This is a genomic window from Pseudomonas sp. LARHCG127, assembly GCF_052871455.1.
This window is the reverse complement of sequence record NZ_JBIXJT010000003.1, coordinates 210030-233918: the sequence shown is the minus strand read 5'-3', so window position 1 is coordinate 233918 and position 23889 is coordinate 210030. Positions and strand designations below refer to the sequence as shown.

Annotated in this window: 11 protein-coding genes; 8 read left to right on the top strand and 3 right to left on the bottom strand. The window is 63.8% G+C overall.

Features of this window, described 5'->3' with window-relative positions; all coding sequences use genetic code 11:
* Nucleotides 1-14: 14 nt before the first annotated feature.
* Nucleotides 15-6452: an amino acid adenylation domain-containing protein gene (locus ACIPQ1_RS06875; protein ID WP_446533816.1), complete on the bottom strand. Its 6438-nt coding sequence runs from the start codon at nt 6450-6452 to the stop codon at nt 15-17.
* A gap of 302 nt (nt 6453-6754) precedes the next feature.
* On the opposite strand from ACIPQ1_RS06875, the gene ACIPQ1_RS06870 reads away from it, so the two are divergent.
* Genes ACIPQ1_RS06870 through ACIPQ1_RS06860 form a run of 3 tightly spaced genes read left to right on the top strand, consistent with a single transcriptional unit; the run spans nt 6755 to nt 12912 of the window.
* The gene (locus ACIPQ1_RS06870; RefSeq protein ID WP_446533815.1) at nt 6755-7639 is read left to right on the top strand and encodes an ABC transporter ATP-binding protein; all 885 of its coding nucleotides are present in this window, start codon (nt 6755-6757) and stop codon (nt 7637-7639) included.
* A complete protein-coding gene (locus ACIPQ1_RS06865; protein WP_446533814.1) occupies nt 7636-10731 on the top strand; it encodes a hypothetical protein in 3096 nt (1031 codons plus the stop codon). The genes ACIPQ1_RS06870 and ACIPQ1_RS06865 overlap by 4 nt, the downstream gene beginning before the upstream one ends.
* A gap of 33 nt (nt 10732-10764) precedes the next feature.
* On the top strand, nt 10765-12912 hold the full coding sequence (locus tag ACIPQ1_RS06860; RefSeq protein ID WP_446533813.1) for a TonB-dependent receptor: 2148 nt from the start codon (nt 10765-10767) through the stop codon (nt 12910-12912).
* 24 nt (nt 12913-12936) lie between these two features.
* Here the strand turns inward: ACIPQ1_RS06860 and ACIPQ1_RS06855 are convergent, their stop codons facing one another.
* Nucleotides 12937-14934 (bottom strand): TonB-dependent receptor, encoded by a 1998-nt coding sequence (locus ACIPQ1_RS06855; RefSeq protein ID WP_446533812.1) that lies wholly within the window; start codon nt 14932-14934, stop codon nt 12937-12939.
* A 285-nt stretch (nt 14935-15219) separates the two neighbouring features.
* On the opposite strand from ACIPQ1_RS06855, the gene ACIPQ1_RS06850 reads away from it, so the two are divergent.
* Entirely contained in the window at nt 15220-16197 is a 978-nt protein-coding gene (locus ACIPQ1_RS06850; RefSeq protein WP_250963814.1) for a helix-turn-helix transcriptional regulator, read from the top strand.
* Here the strand turns inward: ACIPQ1_RS06850 and ACIPQ1_RS06845 are convergent.
* Entirely contained in the window at nt 16186-17664 is a 1479-nt protein-coding gene (locus tag ACIPQ1_RS06845) for an aldehyde dehydrogenase family protein (RefSeq protein ID WP_411384671.1), read from the bottom strand. The genes ACIPQ1_RS06850 and ACIPQ1_RS06845 overlap by 12 nt on opposite strands.
* Nucleotides 17665-18462: 798 nt before the next feature.
* Here ACIPQ1_RS06845 and ACIPQ1_RS06840 point away from each other — a divergent pair.
* The 4 genes from ACIPQ1_RS06840 to ACIPQ1_RS06825 all read left to right on the top strand — a co-directional run bounded on the left by ACIPQ1_RS06840 (nt 18463) and on the right by ACIPQ1_RS06825 (nt 23868).
* Nucleotides 18463-19788 carry an NAD(P)/FAD-dependent oxidoreductase gene (locus tag ACIPQ1_RS06840; RefSeq protein ID WP_446533811.1) on the top strand — a complete coding sequence of 442 codons (1326 nt, stop codon included), beginning with the start codon at nt 18463-18465 and terminating at the stop codon, nt 19786-19788.
* 370 nt (nt 19789-20158) lie between these two features.
* Entirely contained in the window at nt 20159-20827 is a 669-nt protein-coding gene (locus ACIPQ1_RS06835) for a haloacid dehalogenase type II (RefSeq protein ID WP_250963811.1), read from the top strand.
* A gap of 36 nt (nt 20828-20863) precedes the next feature.
* Nucleotides 20864-22138: an NAD(P)/FAD-dependent oxidoreductase gene (locus ACIPQ1_RS06830; RefSeq protein ID WP_411384670.1), complete on the top strand. Its 1275-nt coding sequence runs from the start codon at nt 20864-20866 to the stop codon at nt 22136-22138.
* Between the two features lie 83 nt (nt 22139-22221).
* Entirely contained in the window at nt 22222-23868 is a 1647-nt protein-coding gene (locus ACIPQ1_RS06825; protein WP_434570408.1) for an ABC transporter substrate-binding protein, read from the top strand.
* The last annotated feature ends 21 nt before the right edge of the window (nt 23869-23889 follow it).

The window sequence follows — 23889 nt, the reverse complement described above, 5'->3', positions numbered from 1 at the left end:
GGGTTGTGCGGGCATCAGATGACGCCCTCTTCAACGGTGTCCGAGGCAGGCTGGCGCTCAAGGATCTGCGCCACCTCCGTCAAGGTGGCGGCGCCGAACAACTGGCCCATGGGCAGTTCAAGGCCCACACGGTTACGCAGCATTTCGAGAAAACGCGTGGCCAGGAGGCTGTCGCCCCCGAGGCGGAAAAAGTTGTCGTGACGCGACACGCTCGGCACGTTGAGCAATTGCTGCCAGAGCTCGGCGATCAGTTGTTCTTCCGGGCGCAGCGGTTGCTCGTCCGCCACCGGTCGCGACTGGGCGGCGTCGGCCAATCGCGCCTGCAGTGCCCGGCGATCGATCTTGCCGTTGCTGCTCAGGGGCAAGTGTTCCAGCACCAGGACGTGTTCCGGGCGCATGTACCCCGGCAAGCACTGCTCCAGGTGTCGTGCCAAGACCTGTGCGTCGGTGCTGGCCGTCACGGCGGCCATCAGCCGGTTGTCGGTGACCAGCGCCACGGCCCTGGTGACGCAGGGGTGGCGAGCGAGGGCTGCCTCGATTTCGCCCAGTTCGATGCGATGGCCACCAATCTTCACCTGGCTGTCGGCGCGCCCGTGAAACTCCAGCAGGCCATCGGGGTGGTAGCGACCCAGGTCGCCGGTGCGGTACCAGCCGTCGACAAAGCGCTCGGCATTCAACTGTGGCGCGTGGCGATAGCCGCGGGCGACGCCGGCGCCACCAATCCACAGCTCACCGGTGACCCAATCCGGACAGTCGCGGCCCAGGGCGTCGACCACTCGGTAAGCCTGGTTGGCCAGTGGCACACCGTAGGGGATCGAGCGCCAACCCGGCAGCGCTTGCTCCACCGGGTAATGGTTCGACCAGATCGCCGCTTCGGTGGCGCCGCCCAGGGCGATAAAACGACAGTCAGGGGCCTGTTGCCGCAGGCGCTGGGGCAGGTCGAGGCCAATCCAGTCGCCCGACAGCAACGCCACGTTCAGGCCCAGTGGCTGGCGGTCATGGGCATTGGCTTCCAGCAGCATGTCCAGCAAGGCCGGCACGCTGTTCCACAGAGTCACGCGATGGTGTTGCAACGCGTTGAGCCAGGCCCGGGCATCGCGGCGCTGGTCCTCCTCGATCAAGACCAGCGCACCGCCCACCGACAGCAGGCCGAACAGGTCGTACACCGACAGGTCGAAATCCAGCGCTGACAAGGCCAGCGTGCGGTCGCTGGCGTCGATGCCATAGCAGCGATTGATCTCGGCCACGGTGTTCATCGCGGCGCGGTGGGTGATTTCCACACCCTTGGGCTGGCCCGTGGAGCCGGACGTGTAGATCACGTAGGCCAGCTCCGCGGCCGAGACGGCGAGCGGCGCCGAGAGCGGTTCAGCGTCCAGCGCGTGGAGCGGGTCGAGGTGTTTGACGCTGGGCAATTGCGGGTCATGCCCGGCCAGGATCAGGGTGACGCCGGCTTGTTGCAGGATGCGCTGGCAACGCTGCAGCGGTTGGTCGACTCCGACCGGCAGGTACGCGGCACCCGCGGCCAGGATGCCCAGCACGCTGGCGATCTGTCGTGGCCCCTTGGCCAGGGACACCGCCACCAGGTCGCCCGGCACCACGCCGGCGTCCACCAGGCTGCGGGCAATGCGCAGTGCCTGTTCGGCCAGCTCGCCATAGCTGAGCATGCCGTGCTCACCCCACAACAACGCCGGGCGTTGGGGCGCTTGGCGTGCCTGTTCGAAGAAGCCTTGGTGCAAGGTCGGGTCACCCGGCACGCTCGGCCCCGGGGCATTGAGCTGGGCACGCAACTGCGCCTGGGCTTGGGGCAGCAGGTCGGGCGGTGGGTTGTCCCAGGTGTGCTCGGCCAGCCAGTTCAAGCTGTACAAGTAGGCATTGAACATCCCTTCGACCAGGCCTTCGGGAAACAGGCCGACCACGTAGTCCCAGTTCAAGGCGATGCCGCCGTCGGCCTCCACCACTTGATGGTCGAGCCAGACCTGCGGGGTCTGGGTCAGGCCAAAGACTTGCCGGGCAAACGGCCCGTCCGCCGGCGCAGCCGTGCCATCCGGGACCCCGAGCGCACTGGTGAACACCACGGGCATGCTCACCTGTTGCTCGCCATTGCCCCGGGCCAGCTGGCGCAACAGGCTGACCGAGCCGAGGCAACGATGCTCCAGTGCCTCGCCCAGGGTGCGCTGGGTACGCCTTGCGCGGTCGACCCAGCGTTCGCCGGGCAGCGGAACATAACCGAGCAGCGTGAGGGAGGTGAAATCGCCCATGACCTGATCGATCTGGGGATGCAGCGCCCGACGATCGAACAGCGTGAGGTTGAGGCTGAGGTCGGGACGTGCACTCCAGCGACCGAGGGTTTCGGCAAACGCGCAGAGCAGCACGGCCGAGGCGGTGAGGCCCTGTTGTTGGGCCTTGGCCAGGATCGCCCGCCAGGCTTGGGCGTCGATTTGCCCTTGCAGGCGTTCGAAGCGCGGTTGACCCAGGCTGGCGGGGTCGACCGCCAGCGGCAGTTGTGGGTGCGGCGGCAACTCGGGCAGGCGTTCTTGCCAGAAGTGTTGCGCGGCTTGCAGCTCGTCCGCGTCCACGGCGGATTGCAGTTGATAGTCGCGGAACGACAGTTCCAGCGGCACCAGCGTCAACCCAGGGTCACGGTAAATGGCATCGAGTTCTGCGTAGAAGCGCAGGATGCTCAGGGCGTCGAGGATCAGGTTGTCCAGGCTGATGGCCAGCCGCGTGCAGCGGCCATGAGTCACGGCCTGCACATCGAACAGCGGCCACTGGCCCGGATTGAACACGCGATGGGCACAGTGTTCGCGCAAGTCGTCGAGGTTGGCGTAGCCCTGGCCGATTTCAAAGGACGGCAGCTGTTGCAGGGGCAGGATGCGCGCCTGGCCGCATTGATCGAACACGGCGCGCAGCATTTCGTGGCGCTCGATCAAGCGATCCAGCGCGGTCTGCAGGCGCGGCAGGTCGAGGTCCTCGACGTCGTATTCACGATAGAAATGACAACTCACGCCGCCCAGTACCAGGCTCGGGTCGCGGCCCAGCCAATAGGCCTGTTGCACCTCCGTCATGGGGAAGGGCGCATGGCGTTGCGGCAGGTCGGGCTCAATCGTGCGCCGCGGTTCGGCCTGGGCCTGTCGATGCAAATCGGCACAAAAATGCGCCAGCACCGGTTTGGCGAATACCTGGGCGATCCGTGCGCCTCCCAGCCCTTGCTCTACAAGCAAACGCACCAGGCGGGTGGCGCTCAGGGAGTCGCCGCCCAGGGCGAAGAAGTTGTGTTCACGGCAGACCTCAGCACAGCCCAGCAATTGCTGCCAGGCATGGGCCACCAGGGTTTCGATGTCGCCGCAGGGAGCGGACAGGTTGGCCTGCACCGGGGTGCTGTTGGCCGCCAGCCAGTCGTTCAGTACTTTGCGATCCACCTTGCCATTGCCGGTCAAGGGCAACTGCGCGCAGCCCAGGACAGTGCTGGGGATCATGTAGCCCGGCAGGCGCTCGGCCAGATGTTCGGCCAGTCCCTGTGGGGCCAGGCGTGTGGGCATCACGGGGCCGTCTGTCAGGCGCACCACTGCTGCCAACTGCTGGCCGGCCAGCAGCGCCACCGCCTGCTCGACGCCGGGCCAGGCCAGCAAGGCGGTTTCGACTTCCCCGGCTTCGATGCGGTAGCCGTGCAGTTTGAGTTGGAAATCGGTGCGCCCGAGGAATTCGACGTTACCATCGGGGTGATAACGCGCACTGTCGCCGGTGCGGTACCAACGCAAGCCTTGATAGTCGACGAAACGTTCAGCTGTGCGCACCGGGTCGCCGCGATAACCCTCGGCAACACCAGCGCCACCGATCCACAGTTCGCCGGCCACCCAGTCGGGGCAGTCGTGGCCGTGTGGGTCGACAATGCGCAAGCGGACATTGTCCAGCGGGGTGCCATAGGGCAGGCAGTGCCAGAGTAAGGGTTGGCCGGGCAGCACTTCGAACAGGGTCGAGTGAATGGCGGTTTCGGTGGCGCCGCCCAAGGCCATGAAACGGCAGCCGGGGGCTTGGGTCCACAACCGTGGCGCCAGGTCCGGAGCGACTTTGTCGCCGCCAAGCAATACCGCGCGCAGGGGGAGGCTGGCACCGGCGGGGGCGCAACCGAGCAGCATGTCGAGCAACGCTGGCACGCAGTTGAGCACGCTGGCGCGATGCCGCAGGGCCAGTTCACGCCAGCGTCTGGCATCACGCTGGGCCTCGGGCTCGATACCGATCACCGCCGCCCCAGTCGACAGCGCGGCAAACAGGTCGAATACCGATAAGTCGAACTCCAGGGCCGACAGCGCGAGGATTCGATCGTCGCTGTTCAGTTGCAAGCGCCGTTGCAGGTCTTCCAGCGTGTTGGCAGCGGCCTGATGGCTGATTTCCACGCCTTTGGGTTCACCTGTGGAACCGGAGGTATAGAGGATGTACGCCAGGTCGCTGATCGCTCCGGGCCGGGGGGCGTCCAGCGCCGTGCTGGCGGCGGGCAGTTGCGTGAGCAATAAGCGCGCGCCCGACGAATCACAGATTTTCCGGCACCGCGCCGCCGGTTGATCGACGCTGATGGGCAGGTACGTGGCGCTGCACGCCAGGATGCCCAGCACCGCGATCACCTGCTCGGATCCCTTGGGCAGTTGCAACGCCACCACGTCACCGCGTCGCACGCCTTGGCCTTCCAGGTAGGCCGCCACGTGTAGAGCACGTTCGGCGAGTTCGCCATAGGTGATGACGGGATGATCGCCGTGCAGCAACGCGGGCAGGGTGGGTGTCAAGCGCGCCTGGGCAAAAAAGGCTTCGTGCAAGCGTTGTACCGGCAGCGGCGCGGCCTGGCCCTGGACGCCATTGCGGACGTCAAGCTGGCTGGCAGGGATCAGCGCCGGAGGCGACAGGTCCCAGGCCGAAGCTTCAAAACACAGGCGCTGCAACAGCCCGGTATACGCCTCGAACAACCCATCCAGTACACCGTCGGCGAACAACCCTTCACGGGCGTCGAGATTGACCAGGACACCGCCATCCAGCTCGGTGACCTGGGCGTCGAGCCACACTTGCGGGCCTTGGGAAATGATCCAGGCCGGTTGGCCGAAACACGCTTGCACGCCCTCGGCGAACAGTTCCCCCAACCCCAGGGCGCTGGTGTACACCACCGGCGCCAACACTTGCTCACCCCGTTGCCGGGACAGTTCGCGCAACACCTCCAGGCCGGAAAACGCGCTGTGTGCGGCATCGCTGTGGAAGCGCCGTTGCAGGGCCGTGGCACGGGCGGCGAACGTGCCGCTGACGTGACCGTCCCATGCCAGCAGGATCGATGAGGTGAAATCGCCAACCAGGCGCTCCACATCGGCATGCAGTGGCGTGCGGTTGAACAGCGGCAAATTGAGCAGCAGCTCGGGCGTCTCGCACCAGGCGCCAAGGGCTTCGCAGAACACCGCCGCCAAGGCCATCGCCGGCGTCAGGCCGTGCTCCCGGGCGTGGCGCTCGAAGCCCTGGCGCTGGGACGGCGGTAGCCAGTGGTGACGGCGTCGCACCTGGCGATCGTCGCCCTGGGGCTTGATGGGCAAGCGCGGGGCGCCGGGCAACCGGTCCAGGCGCTGCAACCAATAGTCACGGGCCTGTTGATGAAGCGCACGTTGCTCGGGGCTGGCGTGTTCACGGCGCAGGTCGGCCAGGTAACGGGCAAAGCTGTAGTCCAGCGCGGCCAGGGGCTGTTGGCGATACAACTGCACCAGGTCGCCGAGCAGGGTGCGCAGGCTCAGGGCATCGGCGGCGAGCATGTCGAGGTTCAAGTGCAGGCGCGTCCCGTCGGGCAGCAACGACAACTGGATGTCCAGCACCTGCCCTTGTTCAACGGCCAGTTGGCGGTGGGATAACTCAGTGCGCAACGCCGACAGCCGTTGTTGCTGTTGCTCGGCGCTGGCCTGGCGCAGGTCATGCACCTTCAATCCCGGCCAGGGGCTGCGGGCGAGGATCCGCTGGCGACCGTCGTCGAGAAACTGCGCGCGCAACATCGGGTGGCGCGCCAGCAACGCCCGTACGGCGGCTTCCAAGCGGATCGGGTCGACGTCGCGGCCATCGAATTCGTTATAGAAGTGCGCGGCGACACCGCCCAGCTGCTGGCCGGGGGCGCGTCCGATCCAATAGGCGTGTTGCATCGGCGCCAGTTCGAAAGGCTGGCCGTCGTCCGCCGGCGCAGTGACCGCCGCCGGGGCTTGGGGGGCCATCTCAAGCATGGCCAGCCAGGCTGACAGGCGCGGGTCGGCGATCAGGTCGGCAAAACGCGCGGCCAGGCCATGGCGGCGCCACTGGCCGGCGAGGCGAATCAGGGTGACGGAATCCAGCCCCCATTCGATCAGGTTCGCCTCCAGGGGAATCTGGTCGGCGGGCAGGTCGAGGGCCTGGGACAGGGATTGGCGCAGCAGTGTTGCGGTTGAGGTGCTGGGAGTGGCCATGGCTCAACGTCTTCTCATTGCTAGGGCCCGGACCGGGGTTGGCCCAGGCGCTGGGGGCAGGCAGTTGCTTGGGGGAAGATGCTAGTCATTCTCATTTTGCCAACTACCCGGATCGAATCGTTTTTGCCCCGCATCCGCGTCTCGCTCACCGGTTGCAGTGCCGTGGTGGCTACGCACAGCGCCAATCGCCCGCAGGATGCGGTTGGAAAATGACTTGAATCGGGTAGAGCCCGCCCCATGGCCTTGACTACCGTCGCTCGCCGCCCCTTGCCGGGCCTGTGTTCCTCTGATTGGAGTTACGGATGTCTGTCGATTCGGGTTTACAAGTGCGCGGCCTGCGCAAGCGCTACCCCAACGGCGTCGAGGCGCTGCGCGGCGTGGACCTGAGTGTCGGCCCCGGGATGTATGGCTTGCTGGGGCCCAATGGAGCGGGCAAAAGCAGCTTGATGCGGACCCTGGCGACACTGCAGCAACCCGACGCCGGCAGCATTCACCTGGACGGGACGGATGTGTTGGCCGATTCCGATCATTTGCGCCGCCGCCTGGGTTATCTGCCGCAGCAATTGGGTGCGTATCCGGGCGTGAGCGCACGGGACTTGCTCGATCGTTTTGCCTGGCTCAAAGGGCGTACCGACAATCGCCAGCGCCGCGAGGAAATCGAGGGCCTGCTGGACAAGGTCAACCTCCAGCAGGCCGCCCATCGAGCGCTCGCCACCTATTCGGGCGGCATGCTGCGCCGGTTCGGCATCGCCATGGCGTTGGTGGGTTCGCCACGCTTGCTGATCGTCGATGAGCCCACGGCGGGCCTCGACCCGGCGGAGCGCAACCGTTTCCATCGGGTGTTGGCCGATGTCGCCGCCGAGTCCATCGTGTTGCTTTCGACCCACATCGTCGAAGATGTCGAAAACCTCTGCAGTCGGCTGGCCGTGCTGGCCGCTGGGCAGATCATTGTCGAAGGGCGCCCGGCGCAGTTGCTGGCGGCCGAGCAGGGCCGGTTGTGGGAAGCGTCCTTCGACCGTGGCGAGTCGCTGCCCGCGGCCTTGCATGTGGCCGCCAGCCCCCAGGGCAGCCGCGTCATCGTCCATGGCGAGCGTCCTGCCGATCCACGTTTCGTGCCCCATGCACCACGCTTGGAAGACATCTATTACCTGGCCCTGGCCCAGGCGGGTGAGGCGCTCGACGCATGAATACCTTTGCTCTGCTGATGCGCGAGGCCTGGGTGGAAGTGCGCGCCGGGTTGCGCAGCGGCATTCCGTTGCTGGTGTTCCTTGGCCTGACCGGCTACCTGCTGATGGCCCTGACCAATGCCGACTATGTGCAGAAGATGGGCGCTAGCGATATCGCCCGCAATGCGCCGAGCCTGATTTACCTGATGTCGTGCGGCTGTATGTTCTTCCTGTTTTTTGCCTGGGCCTGGGTGTTCGCCCAGCCGGCCCTGAGGGACCGCAAGGCGCAATTGGAAGAAGTGCTGTTGGCCTTGCCGTTGTCGCTGCCAGCGTTGTTGTGGGGACGTTTTATCGGCGCGGCGTTGGTGGGTGGCTTGCTCGCCAGTTCATTGATCGTCGGCTTTCTCGTCAGCCCGGTGCTGGGCTGGCTCGGCTGGGTGCCGGCGGCGAGCATCGGCGCACCCATGTGGTCGGCGCTGGGGTTTGCCTGGGTCGCCTTGCTGTTGCCGGTGAGCACCGGGATTGGCGCGTTGTATTACTTGCTGGCCTTGCGCAGCCGAGGCCTGGCCGCACCGTTTGCCTTGGCGACGGTGTTGATGCTGTTGTGGATGTTCGCCGTGGTGGTGCTCAAGGGCGGGCACATCAACCCGCTGTTGGCGGCCAGCCTCGATCCGTCACTGTTCACCTTTGCCCAGGCCCAAGTGGAAACCTGGAACGCCGCGCAGAAATCCCAATCGCTGTTGGCGTTGACCCCGGGGTTCTGGCTTAACCGCGCGCTGTGGTGTGGGTTGCCGTTGCTGCTGCTGGCCGTCGTCCTGGCCCGCACCAGCCGCCAGAGCTTGATGGGCCGCCGTAGTGGCGCCGTGTTGGCCGAGCCGCCAATGCTGTTGGCGAGCCACGTGCGCTTGCCTGGCCCGTTACCCGCCAGCCGCTGGCCGCGGGCGTTGTGGTGCGAGGTTCGCTGGCAGGTGCGGCAGTTGTTTGCCCGGCGCATCGGCTGGGTTGCCCTCGGCTTGTTGCTGGCCATGGGCATACTCAGCGGGTTTGTTCATATCGTGTGGCATGCGCGCGGGCCGATGGTGCCGCGACCGGACCTGATCTTGCCGTTGTTATCGAGCGCGTCGTTCCTGGTGATCGCCTTCATTGTCGCGGCGCTGGTGGGGCTGGTCTGCCGGCGCGATGACGTGGAAGGCCTGGGCGCAATGCTACAGGCCACCCCGGCGCCGGCGTGGCTGCGTTTGTTGGGACGGGTGGCCTGCGTGCTGGTGGCGACGCTGGCCTTGGCGCTAGTGCCGGGGGTTGCCAGCCTGGTGATCAGCGCGCTGGTCGCCCCCGACAACTGGGCACCGGGCTTTGTGCTGATCTATCAGACACTGGTGTTCGCGCCGCCGTTGTTGGAACTGGCGATGCTCACGGTGCTGGTGCATGCCTTGATCCGTCGATCCGGCTTGGCGTATGCGACGTCCATGCTGTTGACGTTTTTCCTGGTGCTCAACCATGAACTGGGGCTGGTCAGCTATCCCGCCTATGCCATGGCGATACCAGCCCACGTGGCCTTGTCGCAACTGACGGGCTGGGCGCCCTGGCTGCCTTATCTCGCCACGTTGACCAGCTGGAAACTGGCCAACTGCCTGGTGATGGTCGCGGTGGCGGCGTTGGCCTTGCCCCGTGGGCCGGAGCGACGCCGTCTGAGGGATGTGCGCCGCAGCCTGCTGGGCTTGCCCGGTGTGTTGCTGGTGTTGGGGGCCGTGGGTTTGCTGGGCAGCGGCGCGCTGTTGCATCGGCATCTGGTGGAGCAGGGCGACTACCGGTCGGTGGCCGAGGAACGGGCCGAGCACGCCGAATGGGAACAGCGATGGCTGGCCGGGGCGGGCGCCTGGCAGGTGGCGGACGGGCGCTTGCACTTGCGCATCGACAGTGTTGCGCGACGTGTTGACGGCGAGTGGACGCTGGGAACCGTCATCGCCGCCAAGGAGCACCTGGACGCAGAATTGCCGTCGGGGTTGCACGTCACGGCGGTAAGCGTCATGGGCCGACCGGTCCTTTTCGAACAGGCTGCCGGGCATTTGCGTGTGCCTTTGGCGGAGTGCGCGGCGAGCGGCTGCAGCGTGCAACTGAACTGGACGTTGGACGCTGCCGGCTGGCCGTCCGAAGGTGACGCATTCTGGCTGGGGCCGCGAGGGGTGTGGCTGCAAGCGCGCCGCTTGATGCCACGCCTGGGCCTCGACAGCGAACGCTTGCTGCGCGCGCCGGTCCACCGTGCCGAAGCCGGCTTGCCGCCGCAGGTGCCGAGTTTGCCGGCGGGGGCGGCCGTCGCCGTGGACGCGGTGGCACCGGCGGGCGCGTGGCAATGGCTGATCGAGGTGGATGGCCAGGCGTTCAATGGCCAAAGCGCAGGACCGCTGGATTTCGCCTATCACACGGCCGCGACACAAGATCTCGACGGTGTGCAAATGCTCGCCGATGCCGGCCGGCAGCAAGCCGCCCGTGAGGTGCGCGAAGACTTGGAGGTCATGTCCGCCTGTGTGGGTCGGCGCCTGGGCAGTCGCCCAACCGTCGAGGCCCTGAGCCAGTGGCCGACCGGCATGGGGGCCAGTCATCTGAGCCAGGCCCATCTGGTGCTCAGCCAGACGCCGGATTGGGATGTGGCGCAGGCAGGTGTCGGGCGCTGGACGCGCCGTGCCCATATCGCCGAACTGCTCGCGCGGCGAATGCTGAGCGATGCCAGCGACCTGCGCCAGGCCCCGGGTTACCTCTGGCTGAGCCAGGGTGTGGCGGGCGCGATCGGCTTGCTGTGTGTTGGTGACGTCGACGGCGTTGAGGCCCGCTCGGCCTTGGTGAAGTTGATGGCCGATGATCTGACCCGCGCCTTGAGCAATGACGGCGAGCCCGTCGGCACCTTGGCCACTGCCCGGGAACAGGGCTGGGTCGCGACGTATGCACCGCTGGCCAGCCTGGACTGGGTGGCCGGACAAAGCGCCGAACAACTGGCGGCAATGACCGCAAGCATCCGAAATGGCCAGGGATGGCCCGCCGCGATCCAGCACCTGTTGGGCGCGCCCTCTGACCAGGCGATCACCGCAGCGCTCAAGCGCTGGGGGCCTGCGCAATGAATTCGAACCATCCCTTTTGCCTGGAGTTGTTCCATGTCAGCACCGCTGTCGATCAAACCGCTGCGCCGTCCCCTCGGCTGGCGGGAGAATGTCTTGACCCAAACCCTGGCACTGGCCTTGTCCAGCCAGATGTGCGCGGCCTATGCCGCTGATTATCAACCTGTCGCCAGCACGGAGGTGATCGAGCTGGCTCCGTTGATGGTCAGCGCTCGGTTGAACGAAGAAAGTGCCAAGGACATTCCCTTCGGGCTCACCGTGATCGACGGGCAAACCCTCGAAACCCGGCGCTTGCGCACCCTGGAAGACGCCTTGCGGACCACACCGGGGGTGGATGTGAATTCCTGGGGCGGCGCCAACGACGCCAATGTGCGCATCCGCGGTGTCGGTTCGTTGAACCAGATGAGCATGGACGACGGCTCGGTGGTGCTGAATGTGGACGGGGTGCCGATGTCGGTGCGCAACGCGGCGATGGCCACCCTCGACGTGGAGCAGGTGGAAGTGCTCAAGGGCCCTCAGGGCACGTTGTTGGGACGTAACAGCGAGGCGGGCGCGATCAACGTCACCACGCGCAAGCCGACCCGCGAACGGGAAGGTTATGTGCGCGGCGAAGTCGGCAGCCAGGGCCAGTTCATGACCGAAGGCGCCGTGGGCGGACCATTGACCGAATCCCTGGCGGGGCGCATTGCCGTGCGCCGCAGTGGCTTCGACAACTGGGTCGACGACCAGCGGGATGGCGACCCGTTGACCCAGCCACGGGACCTGGCCCTGCGCGGCAGCCTGCTGTGGGACAACGACCAAGGCACGACCGGCCTGCTCACCGCCGAGCGCCAGCGCGCCGATCATTACGCCGGCCTGGAGATGCTGCGCCCCTTTGGCAACCGCCCCAGCCTGGACTACACGCCCGGTACGTTCGATGGCAACCAGAAGACCAACGAGCGTTATTCCTTCGAACTCAATCATGACCTGGCGCAGTCGCGGATCACCTCGATCAGCGCCTACACCAGCACCGATCTCAATGCGGTCAAAGGTTACGACCGCAACATCACCGAGGCGCTGTACGGTTCACCGTTCGAATACCTGATCGAGGATTCTGCCAAAGAACGCGTGTGGAGCCAGGACCTGCGCTTGGGGTCGCTGGCCGATGCCGATGTGTTCTGGGTGACCGGGGTGAACCTGTCACGCTCCGAGCGCAGTTTCGATTCCGACAACTTCACCAACGGCGCACAACAGAGGCGCGATTTCAGCACCAACAGTTATGCCGCCTACGGCGAGGTGACCTACCCGATTGCCGAAGACTGGAAACTCACCACCGGCCTGCGCCACACCTGGGACCGCAAGACCTATGGGGCCGACTATTCCAGCGGCGGCAATACCGTTGGCGACAACCGTCGGTTGCAGGACAACTACAGCACCGGGCGCGTGGCGCTGAGCTACACACTGACGCCGCAGACGAACCTGTACGCGGTACTGTCGCGAGGCTATAAATCCGCCGGTTTCAACGATTACGCCACCTCGGTCAAGGACAGCGAACCCTACAAGGCCGCCAAGGTGAACGCTGTCGAAGTCGGCTTCAAGCACGAAAGCGCCGAGGGAGCCTTGAGTCTCGAGGGGGCGTTGTTCCTGACCCGCGTGCAGGACGATCACCTGTTGGGGTATGACTTCAACACCCTGGCGGTCAGCGCCGTGAATGCCGACACCCGCAGCAAGGGCGCCGAGCTGTCGAGCACCTGGCATGTCACGGATGAGCTGACAGTGGGCAGCGCCATCAGCTACACCAACGCGGTGGTGACCTCCGATGCGCCGGGGGTGTCTGGCGGCGATGTCGCGGCGGGAAGTCGCGTGCCGGATGTGCCGCTGTGGAGCGGAAACTTCAGCGTCGCCTGGCAGAAAGAGCTGGGCGCGTTCCTGGGCTTGCCGGCGCCGCGCCTGAATACGTTGCTCAACTATCGCGTGCAGAAAAATCGCCCGGCCGACCCGCAGAATCACTACGACCTCAAGGGCTACGCCAAGCTGGACCTGCACCTGGGCCTGGAAAGTGGTGGTTCGGAAGTCTACCTGTGGGGCGATAACCTGCTCGATGCGCGCTATGACTTGTATGGTTCGTATTCCACCGATCAGGTGCTGACCGGCATGCCGGGCCGAGGACGCTCGGCCGGCGTGGGGTACAGCTATTCGTTCTGAGTGCCCCTTGAGTCAAAGGGCAGGTTAGAACTGATAGGTATAGCCGACCCCCAAGGTGCGCCGCCGTGCCGGCGCACCGTAGGCCACCGGTTCGCTGTAGAAACCGTAGGTGTCATAGGTTTGGTTCAGCAGGTTGTCGGCGAAGGCATAAACCTCGCCGAAGCGGCTTTCCAGGCCTGCGCGCAGGTCAAGTTTCTCGTAGTTGTCCAGGTTGAAATGGTTCTGCGGATCGGCGGCGCGTTCGCCCACCAGGCGGTAATTGAGGCTGGTGTTCAGGGTGGTTTCGCCCAGGCTGGCGACGGTGCCCAACGGGTGCTGCCAACTGATGTTGAAGTTGCCGCTCCAGCGCGGCACATCCGGGGTACGGTTGCCGGCGGCGATGTCGCCGGCCTGGATGCCGTGGACGGCGCTGGTGATCTTGGCGTCGAGGTAAGTGGCGCTGGCGGCCAGGGTCAGGCCGTGGTCGAAATGCCAGGTGCCTTCCAGTTCGGCGCCGCGGGTGCGGGTATCGGCATTGAACGCATTGGTCGCGAAGGTGGCCGCGTTGTAGCCCAGCAGGTGGTCATCGTGTACGCGGGTGTAGAACAGCGCACCGTTCAAGCTGCCACGGTGGTCTTCTGTTTCACTTTTGAAGCCGAGTTCGGCGGCTCTGCTGACGGCGGCCTTGTAGGGCTCGCTGTCGCTGACCTGCGACGCATAGTCATTGAATCCCCCGGATTTATAACCTCGCGCCAGTTGCACGTAGACGTTGGTTTGCGGGGTGAGCGCGTAGCTCAGGGCCACGCGGCCGGTGCCGTAATGGTCGGTCAGCTTGCGTGAATCATCCACGGCGCTGGCACCATTGATGTATTGGCCATCGTAGGTCTTGCGATCCCAGGAATGGCGATAGCCCGTGGTGAGTTTGAGGCGCTCGCTGAGCGGGAAGGTGACTTCGCCGTAGCCGGCACAGGTGGTGGTGGTGAAATCGCGGAACCTGGCGCTGTCAGTGCCATAGGTGTTGCGCGGGGTGTCGTAGCTGCGTTCGTTGCGGCTGGCGGCAAGGCCGGCGATCCAGAATGTCTCGGAATCGGGCAGCGAGCTCAAATGCAGGTCTTGGCTCCAACTGCGCTCGAAGGATGTGTCCACCACCCAGTACTCGCTGGGCGTGCCATATAGGGCGCCCATCAGTTTACTGTCATAGGCGATCAAACCCTCGAAGTCGGCGGTGGAGGTGGCGGTCGTAGAGGTCAGGCGACTGTTGGCGAAGTCATGATCGACCTTGACCGTATAGCGTTCGGTGGTCTTGTAGTTGTCGTCGAACAGGCCGGGCGTCAGGTCCAGGCTGGGGTCGCTGCCGTAGGGGCGCAGCACCAGCGAGTTGGTGGCGCGCTCGGTTTTCTGGCGTTCGGCACTGAACAGCACCTGGGTCTCATCGTTGAGGTCCCAGAGCAGGCTGGCGCGATAAGCCTCGTTGCGCGGCTGGGTGATGGGATCGTTGTTCCGGTCATTGTCGATCCAGCTGTCATAGCCGGCACGGCGCACCGCCAGGCGGCCGCTGAGGCTGTCGCTGATCGGCCCGCCGATGGCCCCTTCGCTGAGGAACTGGCCCTCCTGGCCGACTTCGCCACGCACATAGCCCTCCAGTTCCCGGGTCGGCTGGCGGGTGGTGATGTTCACCGCACCCGCCTGGCCAATTGCACCGGACATCGTGCCCTGGGGCCCCTTGAGCACTTCGATGCGGTCGATATCCAGGGTGCCGAAGCCGAGGCTGCGGGAGGCGACTGGCACACCGTCGATGTTGAAGGCCACCGAGCTGTCATCCATCGACATCTGGTACAGCGAGCCGACGCCACGGATCAGCACGTTGAAGTCATTGGGGCCGCCGGATGAATTGACATTGACCCCGGAGGTGTTGCGCAGGGCGCTTTCCAGCGTGTCGAGGCGCTGGGTACGCAGTTGCTCGCCACTGATCACGCTAAGGCTGATGGGCAGGCTCTTGGGGTCTTCCTGCTCCATGCGCGCAGTCACGGTCGAAACGGGCAATTCAAGGATTTCGCCGGTGGCGGCAAGGACTGGACTGGCCAGTGTGCAAGTTAAAACTATTGTTATAGTATTACACTTATAGCAAGATCGAGGGGTCGTCGTCGTGTTGCGTCGTGCAGACATAATGGGACCTTGACTGAGGGTTTTGAGCGGTGCGCGTTAGCGTCGGCAGTCACGAATAAGCGCAGCGTGTGCGACGCGCCAGATGCTAATAATTATCAATTGCACAGCTCTACCCCGATGTGATCTGATTCGAGCCGTATCCGGTCAACCAGGAGATTCACGATGTCAGTCGTTCAAGGAGGCGCAGGAGAGCCGATGCCGGTCTCGCGAATCATTACGGGGGAATATGGAAGCGACCTCGGACCCGGGGCGCATTGTCGGGTGACGCGCATGGCCCTGCAGGACGGACTCGACATCGTGCGCTGGCAAAGCAAGTTCGAGCAGCCAATCGAATTGCCCCTGCAGGATGACAGCGACTGCATTCATTTCAGCTTCACCAACTTGCTCAAGGGCAAGGCCGCCTGCAGCTTCCGTGACGGTCGTCGGCAGCGCCGCTATGTGATTGACGAAGGCGCGGGTTGCATCAGCTATGGCCGTCGTCGCGATGGCCTCTACCATCAGCATGGCGAGATCGACAACATCACGGTCATGATCCGTCCCGAGGTGCTGTCACAATGGGAGTTGAAACTCGACCCGCTGCTGAACAAGGCACTGGCCTGCGATCATTGTTTCCTGGACGGCCACCGCAGTGGCGAAATGAGCGCGACCGCGCATCTGTTGTGCAAGGCCATGGACCCGAGCCCAGACTTGCCGATGGGCCAGCCCCGAAGCGGCCTCTGGCTGTATGGCCAGAGCGTGACCCTGGTCAGCCTGTTCCTGGAAGCACGCCGTAACGTGGAGTGCACCTGCCGTGTCAGCCACATCGACCGCCAACGCCTGTTGCGTGCGCGCGAACGCCTGCTGGCTGACCTGGGCAAGGCCCCCAGCTTATCGGAGCTGGCGCGCGAGTCGGGCATGAGCCAGCCCAAGCTCACCCGCGGGTTCCGCCAGCTGTTCTTCAACAGTGTCTACGGCGTCTTCCAGCAAGCGCGGATGATCCAGGCCCGTAGCCGCTTGTTGAACGGCGATGAGTCGGTGATGCGAATCGCCTCGGACCTCGGCTATGCCAATGCCAGCCATTTCGCCACCGCTTTTCGCAAGCAGTTCGGAATCAATCCTTCGCTCCTCAAGCATGGCGGAAGAAACAAGCTATCGATCTAGGTCTGGGCCACCAAAGCCGATGATCGCCTTGGTTTCCAGATACTCCTCAAGGCCGAAGACGCCGTACTCACGACCATTGCCCGAACGCTTGTAGCCACCGAATGGCGCCATGGGATCCCAGGCCGGGTAGTTCAGGAGCACTTGCCCCGCGCGGATACGAGAAGCCACCGCGCGCGCCAGATCAAGGTCCTGTGACTGTACATGAGCACCCAGGCCATAGATCGTATCGTTGGCGATAGCGACTGCCTCATCGATGGTTTCGTAGGCAATGATGCACAGCACCGGCCCGAAGATTTCTTCCTGGGCGATCCGCATGGCGTTATCCACCTCGGAGAAAACCGTCGGGCGGGTGTAGAAACCCTTTTCCAGACCCGGCACGCGCCCCAAGCCGCCGCACAACAGTTTGGCGCCCTCATGCAGGCCGGCCTCGATCATGGCTTGCACGCGATTGAACTGGGCTTCATTGGCGATGGGGCCGAGTACCGTTTCCGGTGATTGCGGATCGCCGACGATGATCGCGTTGGCGGTGGCGGCCGCCAGCGCTTCGACCTCCGCCAGCCGGGCCTTGGGTACGATCATCCGGGTGGGGGCGCTGCACGATTGCCCGACGTTGCGAAACGCCGCCATGACGCCCAGTGGGACGGCTTTGGCAAAGTCGGCATCGGGCAGCAGGATATTCGGGGATTTGCCGCCCAATTCCTGCCCGACCCGCTTCGCCGTCGGCGCGGCCGCCTGGGCCACCAGCGCACCTGCGCGGTTCGAGCCGGTAATGGAAATCATGTCGACACTCGGGTGTGCGGCCATCGCCGCGCCGACCACATGGCCGCTGCCGTTCACCAGGTTGAAGACGCCCGGTGGAAGGCCCGCGTCATGGACCACCTGCGCGAACAATAGAGCGCTGAGCGGCGACAGTTCACTGGGCTTGAGCACCACCGTACAACCGGCCGCCAGCGCCGCGGCGACTTTTGCGGTGATCTGATAAAGCGGCCAGTTCCACGGCGTGATGAGGCCGCAGACGCCGATAGGTTCGCGTTGGATCGCGGTGCCGTTCTCGACGGCCTGGAAACGATACGTGGCCAGCAAGTCGCGGGCGACCCGAACGTGTTCGGCCGCCAGGGGCACTTGCATCGCCCGTGCAGAACCGATGGCGGCGCCCATCTCCAGGGAGATCGCCTGGGCAAACGCCTCTTTGCGCTCGAGGATAAGCTCATGGATCTTGTCCAGCACCCGCGCACGCACCGCTGTGGAAGTGACAGACCAATCGGCAAACGCGGCACGCGCCGCCGCGACCGCCCGATCGACATCCTCGGCAGACCCGCTGGCGACCTGTGCAACGATTTCCTCGGTTGCCGGATTGACCACCGGCAGACTGGCCGGGCTGACCGGCGCCGACCAACCGCCATTGATGTAGAACAGATGGGCGGTTTGCGGATCAACGCTGTAGCGATTTGAAGATTGGGTAGTCATCCAGGCGGTCCTTTAAAGCAGCATGTCGAGTCTGCTTAATAAGCTAACAAAGCAGCCCGGAGAAAATATGCCGTTCTTCAAGGGCGCAAAGGAGAATCTGCCGTATCTGCCTGTTTAACTGGTCATTAGCGTGTGGCGAGGGAGCTTGCCCCCGCCTGATCGTCACTTTGGAAGAGGCATGAAAGGGTGAGCAGCGAAGTCCACCGCGAGGCGGGCTGATAGCCAACCTGGTTCTTGGTGGGACCGCGTTCCTCCTGTGGGAGCGAGCCTGCTCGCGAAGGCGGTGTGTCAGTTTGCGGTGATGTTGGAGGTGCCGGCCTCTTCGCGAGCAAGCTCGCTCCCACAGGGGTTCTGTGTTGGATATAAATTCTGGGGCCACTGAAGACCGAATGTGGGAGCGAGCTTGCTCGCGATAGCGGTGGTTCAGTCAATGAAGATGTTGGATATTCTTCCAAAAGTGACCCGCCGTCAGGGCGGAACCCTAAGTGGCCGTTACCGCAGCAACGGATATACACACGCAACCACGTCTCCAAAGGAACAAATCCAAAAGCCTCCCCGCAAAGTCTGCTGAACACATCCCGCAAAACGGTGCTTTGTACCAGCCGACCTATACTTTTAACCGTTTATGCACGGTTTCTTGGTGTTGTAATAAACACCAGATTCAGCATGGCACTGATGCTTCCAGAACGGAGTAGCGGCTTGCCCTGGTCATACATCCTCAGTACAAGCCCGATGCACCCGACCGGCTGAAGAAGATGCTTTTTTAAACGCCCCCGGCCCTCAATGGACATCCTGAAAATGCCAGCACCGTTAATCCCCGTAGAGACGCATTCTGAACTTCCGACACACGCTGACGTTGTCGTGATCGGCGGCGGCATTATCGGGACCTTCACGGCCTATTACCTGGCCAAGCGCGGCATGAAGGTCGCACTGGTGGAAAAAGGCCGCGTAGGGGCAGAGCAATCGAGTCGCAACTGGGGCTGGTGCCGCCAGCAGAACCGAGACGCCCGCGAGTTGCCGCTGTCGACCAAGAGCCTGGATCTGTGGGAGCAGTTCGCCGCAGAGACTGGGGAAGACACCGGATTCAGGAGATGTGGCCTGCTCTATCTGAGCAACAACGAGAAAGAGCTGGCCGGTTGGGCAAAATGGGGTGAGTTCGCCCGTACCGTCAATGTGGAAACCCATATGCTGACGGCGGAGCAGGCCGCCGAACAGGGTCGGGTGACCGGCAAGCCATGGAAAGGCGGGGTCTTTTCACCAACCGACGGTACAGCAGACCCATCCCGTGCCGCGCCGGCGGTGGCGCGGGCCATCATCAAGCTGGGCGGCACCGTGCACCAGGGCTGCGCCGCACGTGGCCTCGAGACAGAAGGCGGTCGGTTGTCGGCCGTCGTCACCGAGAAGGGCACCATTCGCACCCAGCTCGCGGTGCTCGCCGGTGGCGCCTGGGCCTCCTCTTTCTGCCGGCAGTACGGCATTCGCTTTCCCCAGGCGTCCATTCGTCAAACGATCCTGTCGGTGTCCAAGGGCGCCAAAGAAATACCGGATGCGCTCCATACGGATGAAATCTCCATGACCCGTCGCGCCGATGGCGGGATGACGTTGGCCATCAGCGGCAGAGGGCGCGTCGACCCGACCTTGCAACTGCTGCGTTTCGCCCCGCAGTTCCTGCCAATGTTTCAGCGCAGGTGGCGCAAGCTGGCTCCCGGTGGCCTGGAGGGTTTCCAGTCGGGACACGAAGGCTTGGGCCGCTGGCGGCTGGACCAGCCAACGCCGATGGAGCGCATGCGAATCCTGGATCCGAAAGCAGACGCCTCGACGGTTGAGTTGACTTACAAGCGCGCGGTAGACCTGATCCCGGCGCTGAAGGCGTCGTCGGTCACCGCAGCCTGGGCAGGTTATGTGGACAGCACGCCGGACGGCGTCCCCGGCATCGGCGAGATGGCCAGCCTACCTGGCCTGGTGCTGGCGGCGGGGTTCAGTGGTCATGGCTTCGGCATCGGCCCGGGGGCGGGCCACTTGATCGCCGACATCATCTGTGACATGACCCCACTGGTCGATCCGCGGCCTTATCACCCGGACCGTTTCCAATCTTCGTCCTGGGGCAAGGTGGCGGAGTTCTGAGCAAAGGATCTCCAAGCCACGACACCATGAACGGGCGCCTCCTGAAAGGGATGCGCCCGTTCTCGTTCTTGCAGGGGCAGTGCGGGCGTAGATTCTGCCGCACACAGCGGTTCACGTGTTTTTTTGCGCACCATTTGCGCCCGTAAATTCCTTGAAAACGGCGCAAATGCCCGCGCTTGGCGCATCCCGCACAGTCTGCTGAGCAGGCCCCGAAAAACGGTGGTTTGTGCCAAGCGACCTATACTTTTAACGGTTTATGCACGGTCTCATGATGCTGTAATAAATCCGTGATGCAGCGTTGCACCCAGGCTTCCAGAACGGCGCAACTGCTTGCCCCTCATGACCTCAACCATCACTCAGGACTGCACTCATGAGCTTCCTTCGCCCCAAGTTCATTACCTTTGACTGCTACGGCACGTTGACCAACTTCCAGATGGGCACCATGACGCGCGAGCTGTTCGCCGATCGGGTCCCTGCCGAGCAGATGGACCAGTTCGTCAAGGATTTCTCGGCCTATCGCCTGGACCAGGTGATGGGTGACTGGCGGCCATATGATGAAATCCTCAAGACTGCCTTGTCCCGTGTCTGCAAACGCTGGGGCGTCGAATACAAAGGCGAAGGCCAGCTCTACTACGATGCCGTACCGACCTGGGGCCCCCATGCTGATGTACCGGCAGGCCTGTCGAAAATCGCCGACAAGATCCCCCTGGTGATTTTCTCCAACGCGATGGACGAGCAGATCATGTCCAACGTCGACAAGCTCGGCGCGCCTTTCCATAAAGTCTTCACGGCTCAACAAGCCCAAGCCTACAAGCCGCGCCTGGCCGCCTTCGAGTTCATGCTCGATAACCTCGGCTGCGGGCCGGAAGATGTGCTGCACGTGTCCTCGAGCTTCCGTTATGACCTGATGCCAGCCGACGACATGAAGATCAAAAACAAAGCGTTCGTGGCTCGCGGTCATGAACTGCCTGGGAACGTGGGCTACAGCTACCACCAGATCCCGGACATCGGCGGATTGGCCGGTCTGGTCGGTCTCTGAGTCTCTTGGCACTCTTCAAGGCATAAGGGGTTAGACATGGGCAGTGAGTCTTACTGGCTCGATACCGCACCGGCATTCACCGGTGCCCAGCTCGGTGCGTTGCCCGGGCAGGTCGATGTGGCCATCGTCGGGGGTGGTTTCACTGGCCTGGCCGCGGCCCGGGCCCTGGCCTTGAAGGGCGCCAATGTGGTGGTGCTGGAAGGCGGGCGGGTCATTGGCGAAGCGTCGGGACGCAATGGCGGCCAATGCAATACCGGCGTTGCCCAGGACTACGCGGCACTGAGCGCCAGCCTCGGCGCCGATAAAGCGCGCGCCTATTACCTGGCCTATGAAAGCGCCGTGCAAAGCGTTGTCTCGCTGGTGGAGCAGGAGCAGATTGCCTGCGACCTCAAGCGCAATGGCAAGCTCAAGCTGGCGGCCAAGCCCCTGCATTACGAAGGCTTGGCGCGCACCTGCGAATTGATCCGGCGGGAGGTCGATGCCGAGGTCGAGTTGCTGTCTGCCCAGGAAACCCGCGCTGAAGTCAATTCGGCCCAGTTCCATGGTGGCTTGCTGCAGCGCAACGGCGTGCAGATGCATGTCGGGCGCTTCGGGGTCGGGTTGGCCGAAGCCGCAGCCCGTCATGGCGCGTTGATCTTCCAGGGTGTATCCGTCACGGACTGGAAAGCCAGTGCCGGCGGCTATCGGGTCAATACCACCAAGGGTTCGCTCCAGGCCACGCAGGTCCTGCTGGCCACCGGCACCTCTCAGCAGGGTGGGTTGGGCTGGTATCGGCGGCGGATCGTACCCGTGGGCAGTTTCGTGATCGCCACCGAGGTGTTGCCCCAGGCGCTGATCGACAGCTTGCTGCCGGCCCATCGCTCCTATGTCACCAGCCGCATGATCGGCAACTACTTTCGCCTGACGCCGGACAACCGCCTGCTGTTTGGTGGGCGTGCGCGGTTCGCCATGTCTGACAGCGTGTCGGATGCCAAGAGCGGCAAAGTCCTGCATGCGGCGATGGTGCAGATGTTCCCGCAGTTGGCTCACGTGAAGGTCGATTATTGCTGGGGTGGACTGGTGGACATGACCTCCGATCGGCTGCCCCGGGCCGGCCAGCACGGCGGCATTTATCACTCCATGGGCTACAGCGGCCATGGCGTGCAGATGTCGGTGCACATGGGCCAAGTCATGGCCGACGTCATGGCAGGCAAGGTCGAGGCCAACCCTTGGCGCGAGCTCGATTGGCCAGCCATCCCCGGACATTTCGGCAAGCCCTGGTTCCTGCCCCTGGTCGGTGCGTATTACCGCCTTCAAGACTATTTGCATTGAGTTGCGGGGGACGCTTCACGTTTCAACACATTGCGTTAATCGCGAGCCATCGAGCCTTATCACTTCCGAAAGGTAGAACTGACATGACTGACAAGAAAAACAGTATCGACACCCAGCTGATAACAGGTACGGAAAGTCTGCGCATCTTCGAAGGGCTCAATCGCGGCATGTCGCGCCGCAATGCTTTGCAAATGCTCGGATTGGCCGGGGTGACGGTGGCGGGCGCGGGTAGCCTGTTCGGCGCCGCCGGCAAGTTGTTCGCCGATGAGCAGGCCGCAACCCCTGGCAAAGGCAAGCCTGGCGGTCGCATCCGTGTCGCAGGCTCGACCAGTTCCACCGCCGACACCTTGGACCCGGCCAAAGGTTCGTCGTCCACCGACTATGTGCGCCATTACATGTTCTATAACGGGCTGACGCGTTTCGACAGCCACATGGTGCCGCAACTGGAACTGGCCGAGCGTATCGAAACCACCGACGCCACGCTCTGGGTGATCAGCCTGCGCAAGGAAGTGACCTTCCACAATGGCAAGGCACTGACCGCCGCCGACGTGGTGTTTTCGTTGTTGCGGCACAAGGACCCGATCACCGGCTCCAAGGTCTTGCCGCTGGCGTCGCAGTTCGCCGACGTCAAAGCCGTCGGCACCCATGAAGTGCAGATACAGTTGACCGGCCCCAACGCTGAATTGCCGTCGGTGCTTGCCGTTTCTCACATGCTGATCGTTCCCGAAGGCACCAGCGATTTCAGCCAGGGCGTCGGTACCGGTCCGTTCAAGGTCAAGGAGTTCAAGCCTGGGGTGCGTTCCATTGGTGTGCGCAATACCAATTACTGGAAACCCGGCTTGCCGTACCTGGACGAAATCGAATTCATCGGCATCGCCGACGAATCGTCGCGGATCAACGCCCTGTTGTCGGGGGACGTGCACATCGTCAACGAGGTCAACCCGCGCTCGACCACTCGCATCAAGGCCAGCGCCAAGCACCAGGTCATTGACTCACCGTCGGGCAACTACACTGACTTGATCATTCGTCAGGACCAGATGCCTGGCAAAAGCCCGGAATTCACCCAGGCCATGAAGCTGCTGCTGGATCGGGAACAGATCAAGTCGGCAATCTTCCGGGGTTACGCCAGGGTCGGCAACGACCATCCGATCGCCCCCGGCGCACGCTTCTACAACGCCGAACTGCCACAACGGGCCTACGATCCGGAACAGGCCAAGTTCCTGCTCAAGAAAGCCGGCATGGCAGACATCAGCATGCCGCTGATGTGCTCGCCAGCGGCGACCGGCTCGGTGGACGTCGCGGTGTTGCTGCAGCAGTCCGCCAAAGAGGCCGGGCTCAAGCTCAACGTCAACCGCCTGCCGAGCGATGGCTATTGGTCCAACCACTGGGCCAAGCACCCGCTGAGCTTTGGCAACATCAACCCACGGCCGAATGCCGACATGCTGTTCTCGCAGTTCTTCCAGTCGAGTGCGCCGTGGAATGAGTCCGGCTGGAAAAACGAACAGTTCGACCAGCTGTTGATCCAGGCCCGCGGTGAAACCGACGAGGCCAAGCGCGGCAAGATGTACGGCGACATGCAAGTGCTGGTGCATGAGCACTGTGGTATTGGCGTCCCGGTGTTCATCAGCAACATCGACGGTGCCGATCAGCGAGTCAAGGGCTACGGCGCCAACCCCCTGGGCGGTTTCATGGGCTACATGTTTGCCGAGCAAGTCTGGCTGGACGCTTGATGAACGTCGGGTTTTGGCCAT

Coding starts and splice junctions, on each gene's coding strand:
- ACIPQ1_RS06845 (WP_411384671.1), bottom strand. CDS start 17,664: ATGACTACCCAATCTTCAAATCGCTACAGCGTTGATCCGCAAACCGCC.
- ACIPQ1_RS06835 (WP_250963811.1), top strand. CDS start 20,159: ATGAGCTTCCTTCGCCCCAAGTTCATTACCTTTGACTGCTACGGCACG.
- ACIPQ1_RS06850 (WP_250963814.1), top strand. CDS start 15,220: ATGTCAGTCGTTCAAGGAGGCGCAGGAGAGCCGATGCCGGTCTCGCGA.
- ACIPQ1_RS06875 (WP_446533816.1), bottom strand. CDS start 6,452: ATGGCCACTCCCAGCACCTCAACCGCAACACTGCTGCGCCAATCCCTG.
- ACIPQ1_RS06865 (WP_446533814.1), top strand. CDS start 7,636: ATGAATACCTTTGCTCTGCTGATGCGCGAGGCCTGGGTGGAAGTGCGC.
- ACIPQ1_RS06860 (WP_446533813.1), top strand. CDS start 10,765: ATGTCAGCACCGCTGTCGATCAAACCGCTGCGCCGTCCCCTCGGCTGG.
- ACIPQ1_RS06840 (WP_446533811.1), top strand. CDS start 18,463: ATGCCAGCACCGTTAATCCCCGTAGAGACGCATTCTGAACTTCCGACA.
- ACIPQ1_RS06870 (WP_446533815.1), top strand. CDS start 6,755: ATGTCTGTCGATTCGGGTTTACAAGTGCGCGGCCTGCGCAAGCGCTAC.
- ACIPQ1_RS06825 (WP_434570408.1), top strand. CDS start 22,222: ATGACTGACAAGAAAAACAGTATCGACACCCAGCTGATAACAGGTACG.
- ACIPQ1_RS06830 (WP_411384670.1), top strand. CDS start 20,864: ATGGGCAGTGAGTCTTACTGGCTCGATACCGCACCGGCATTCACCGGT.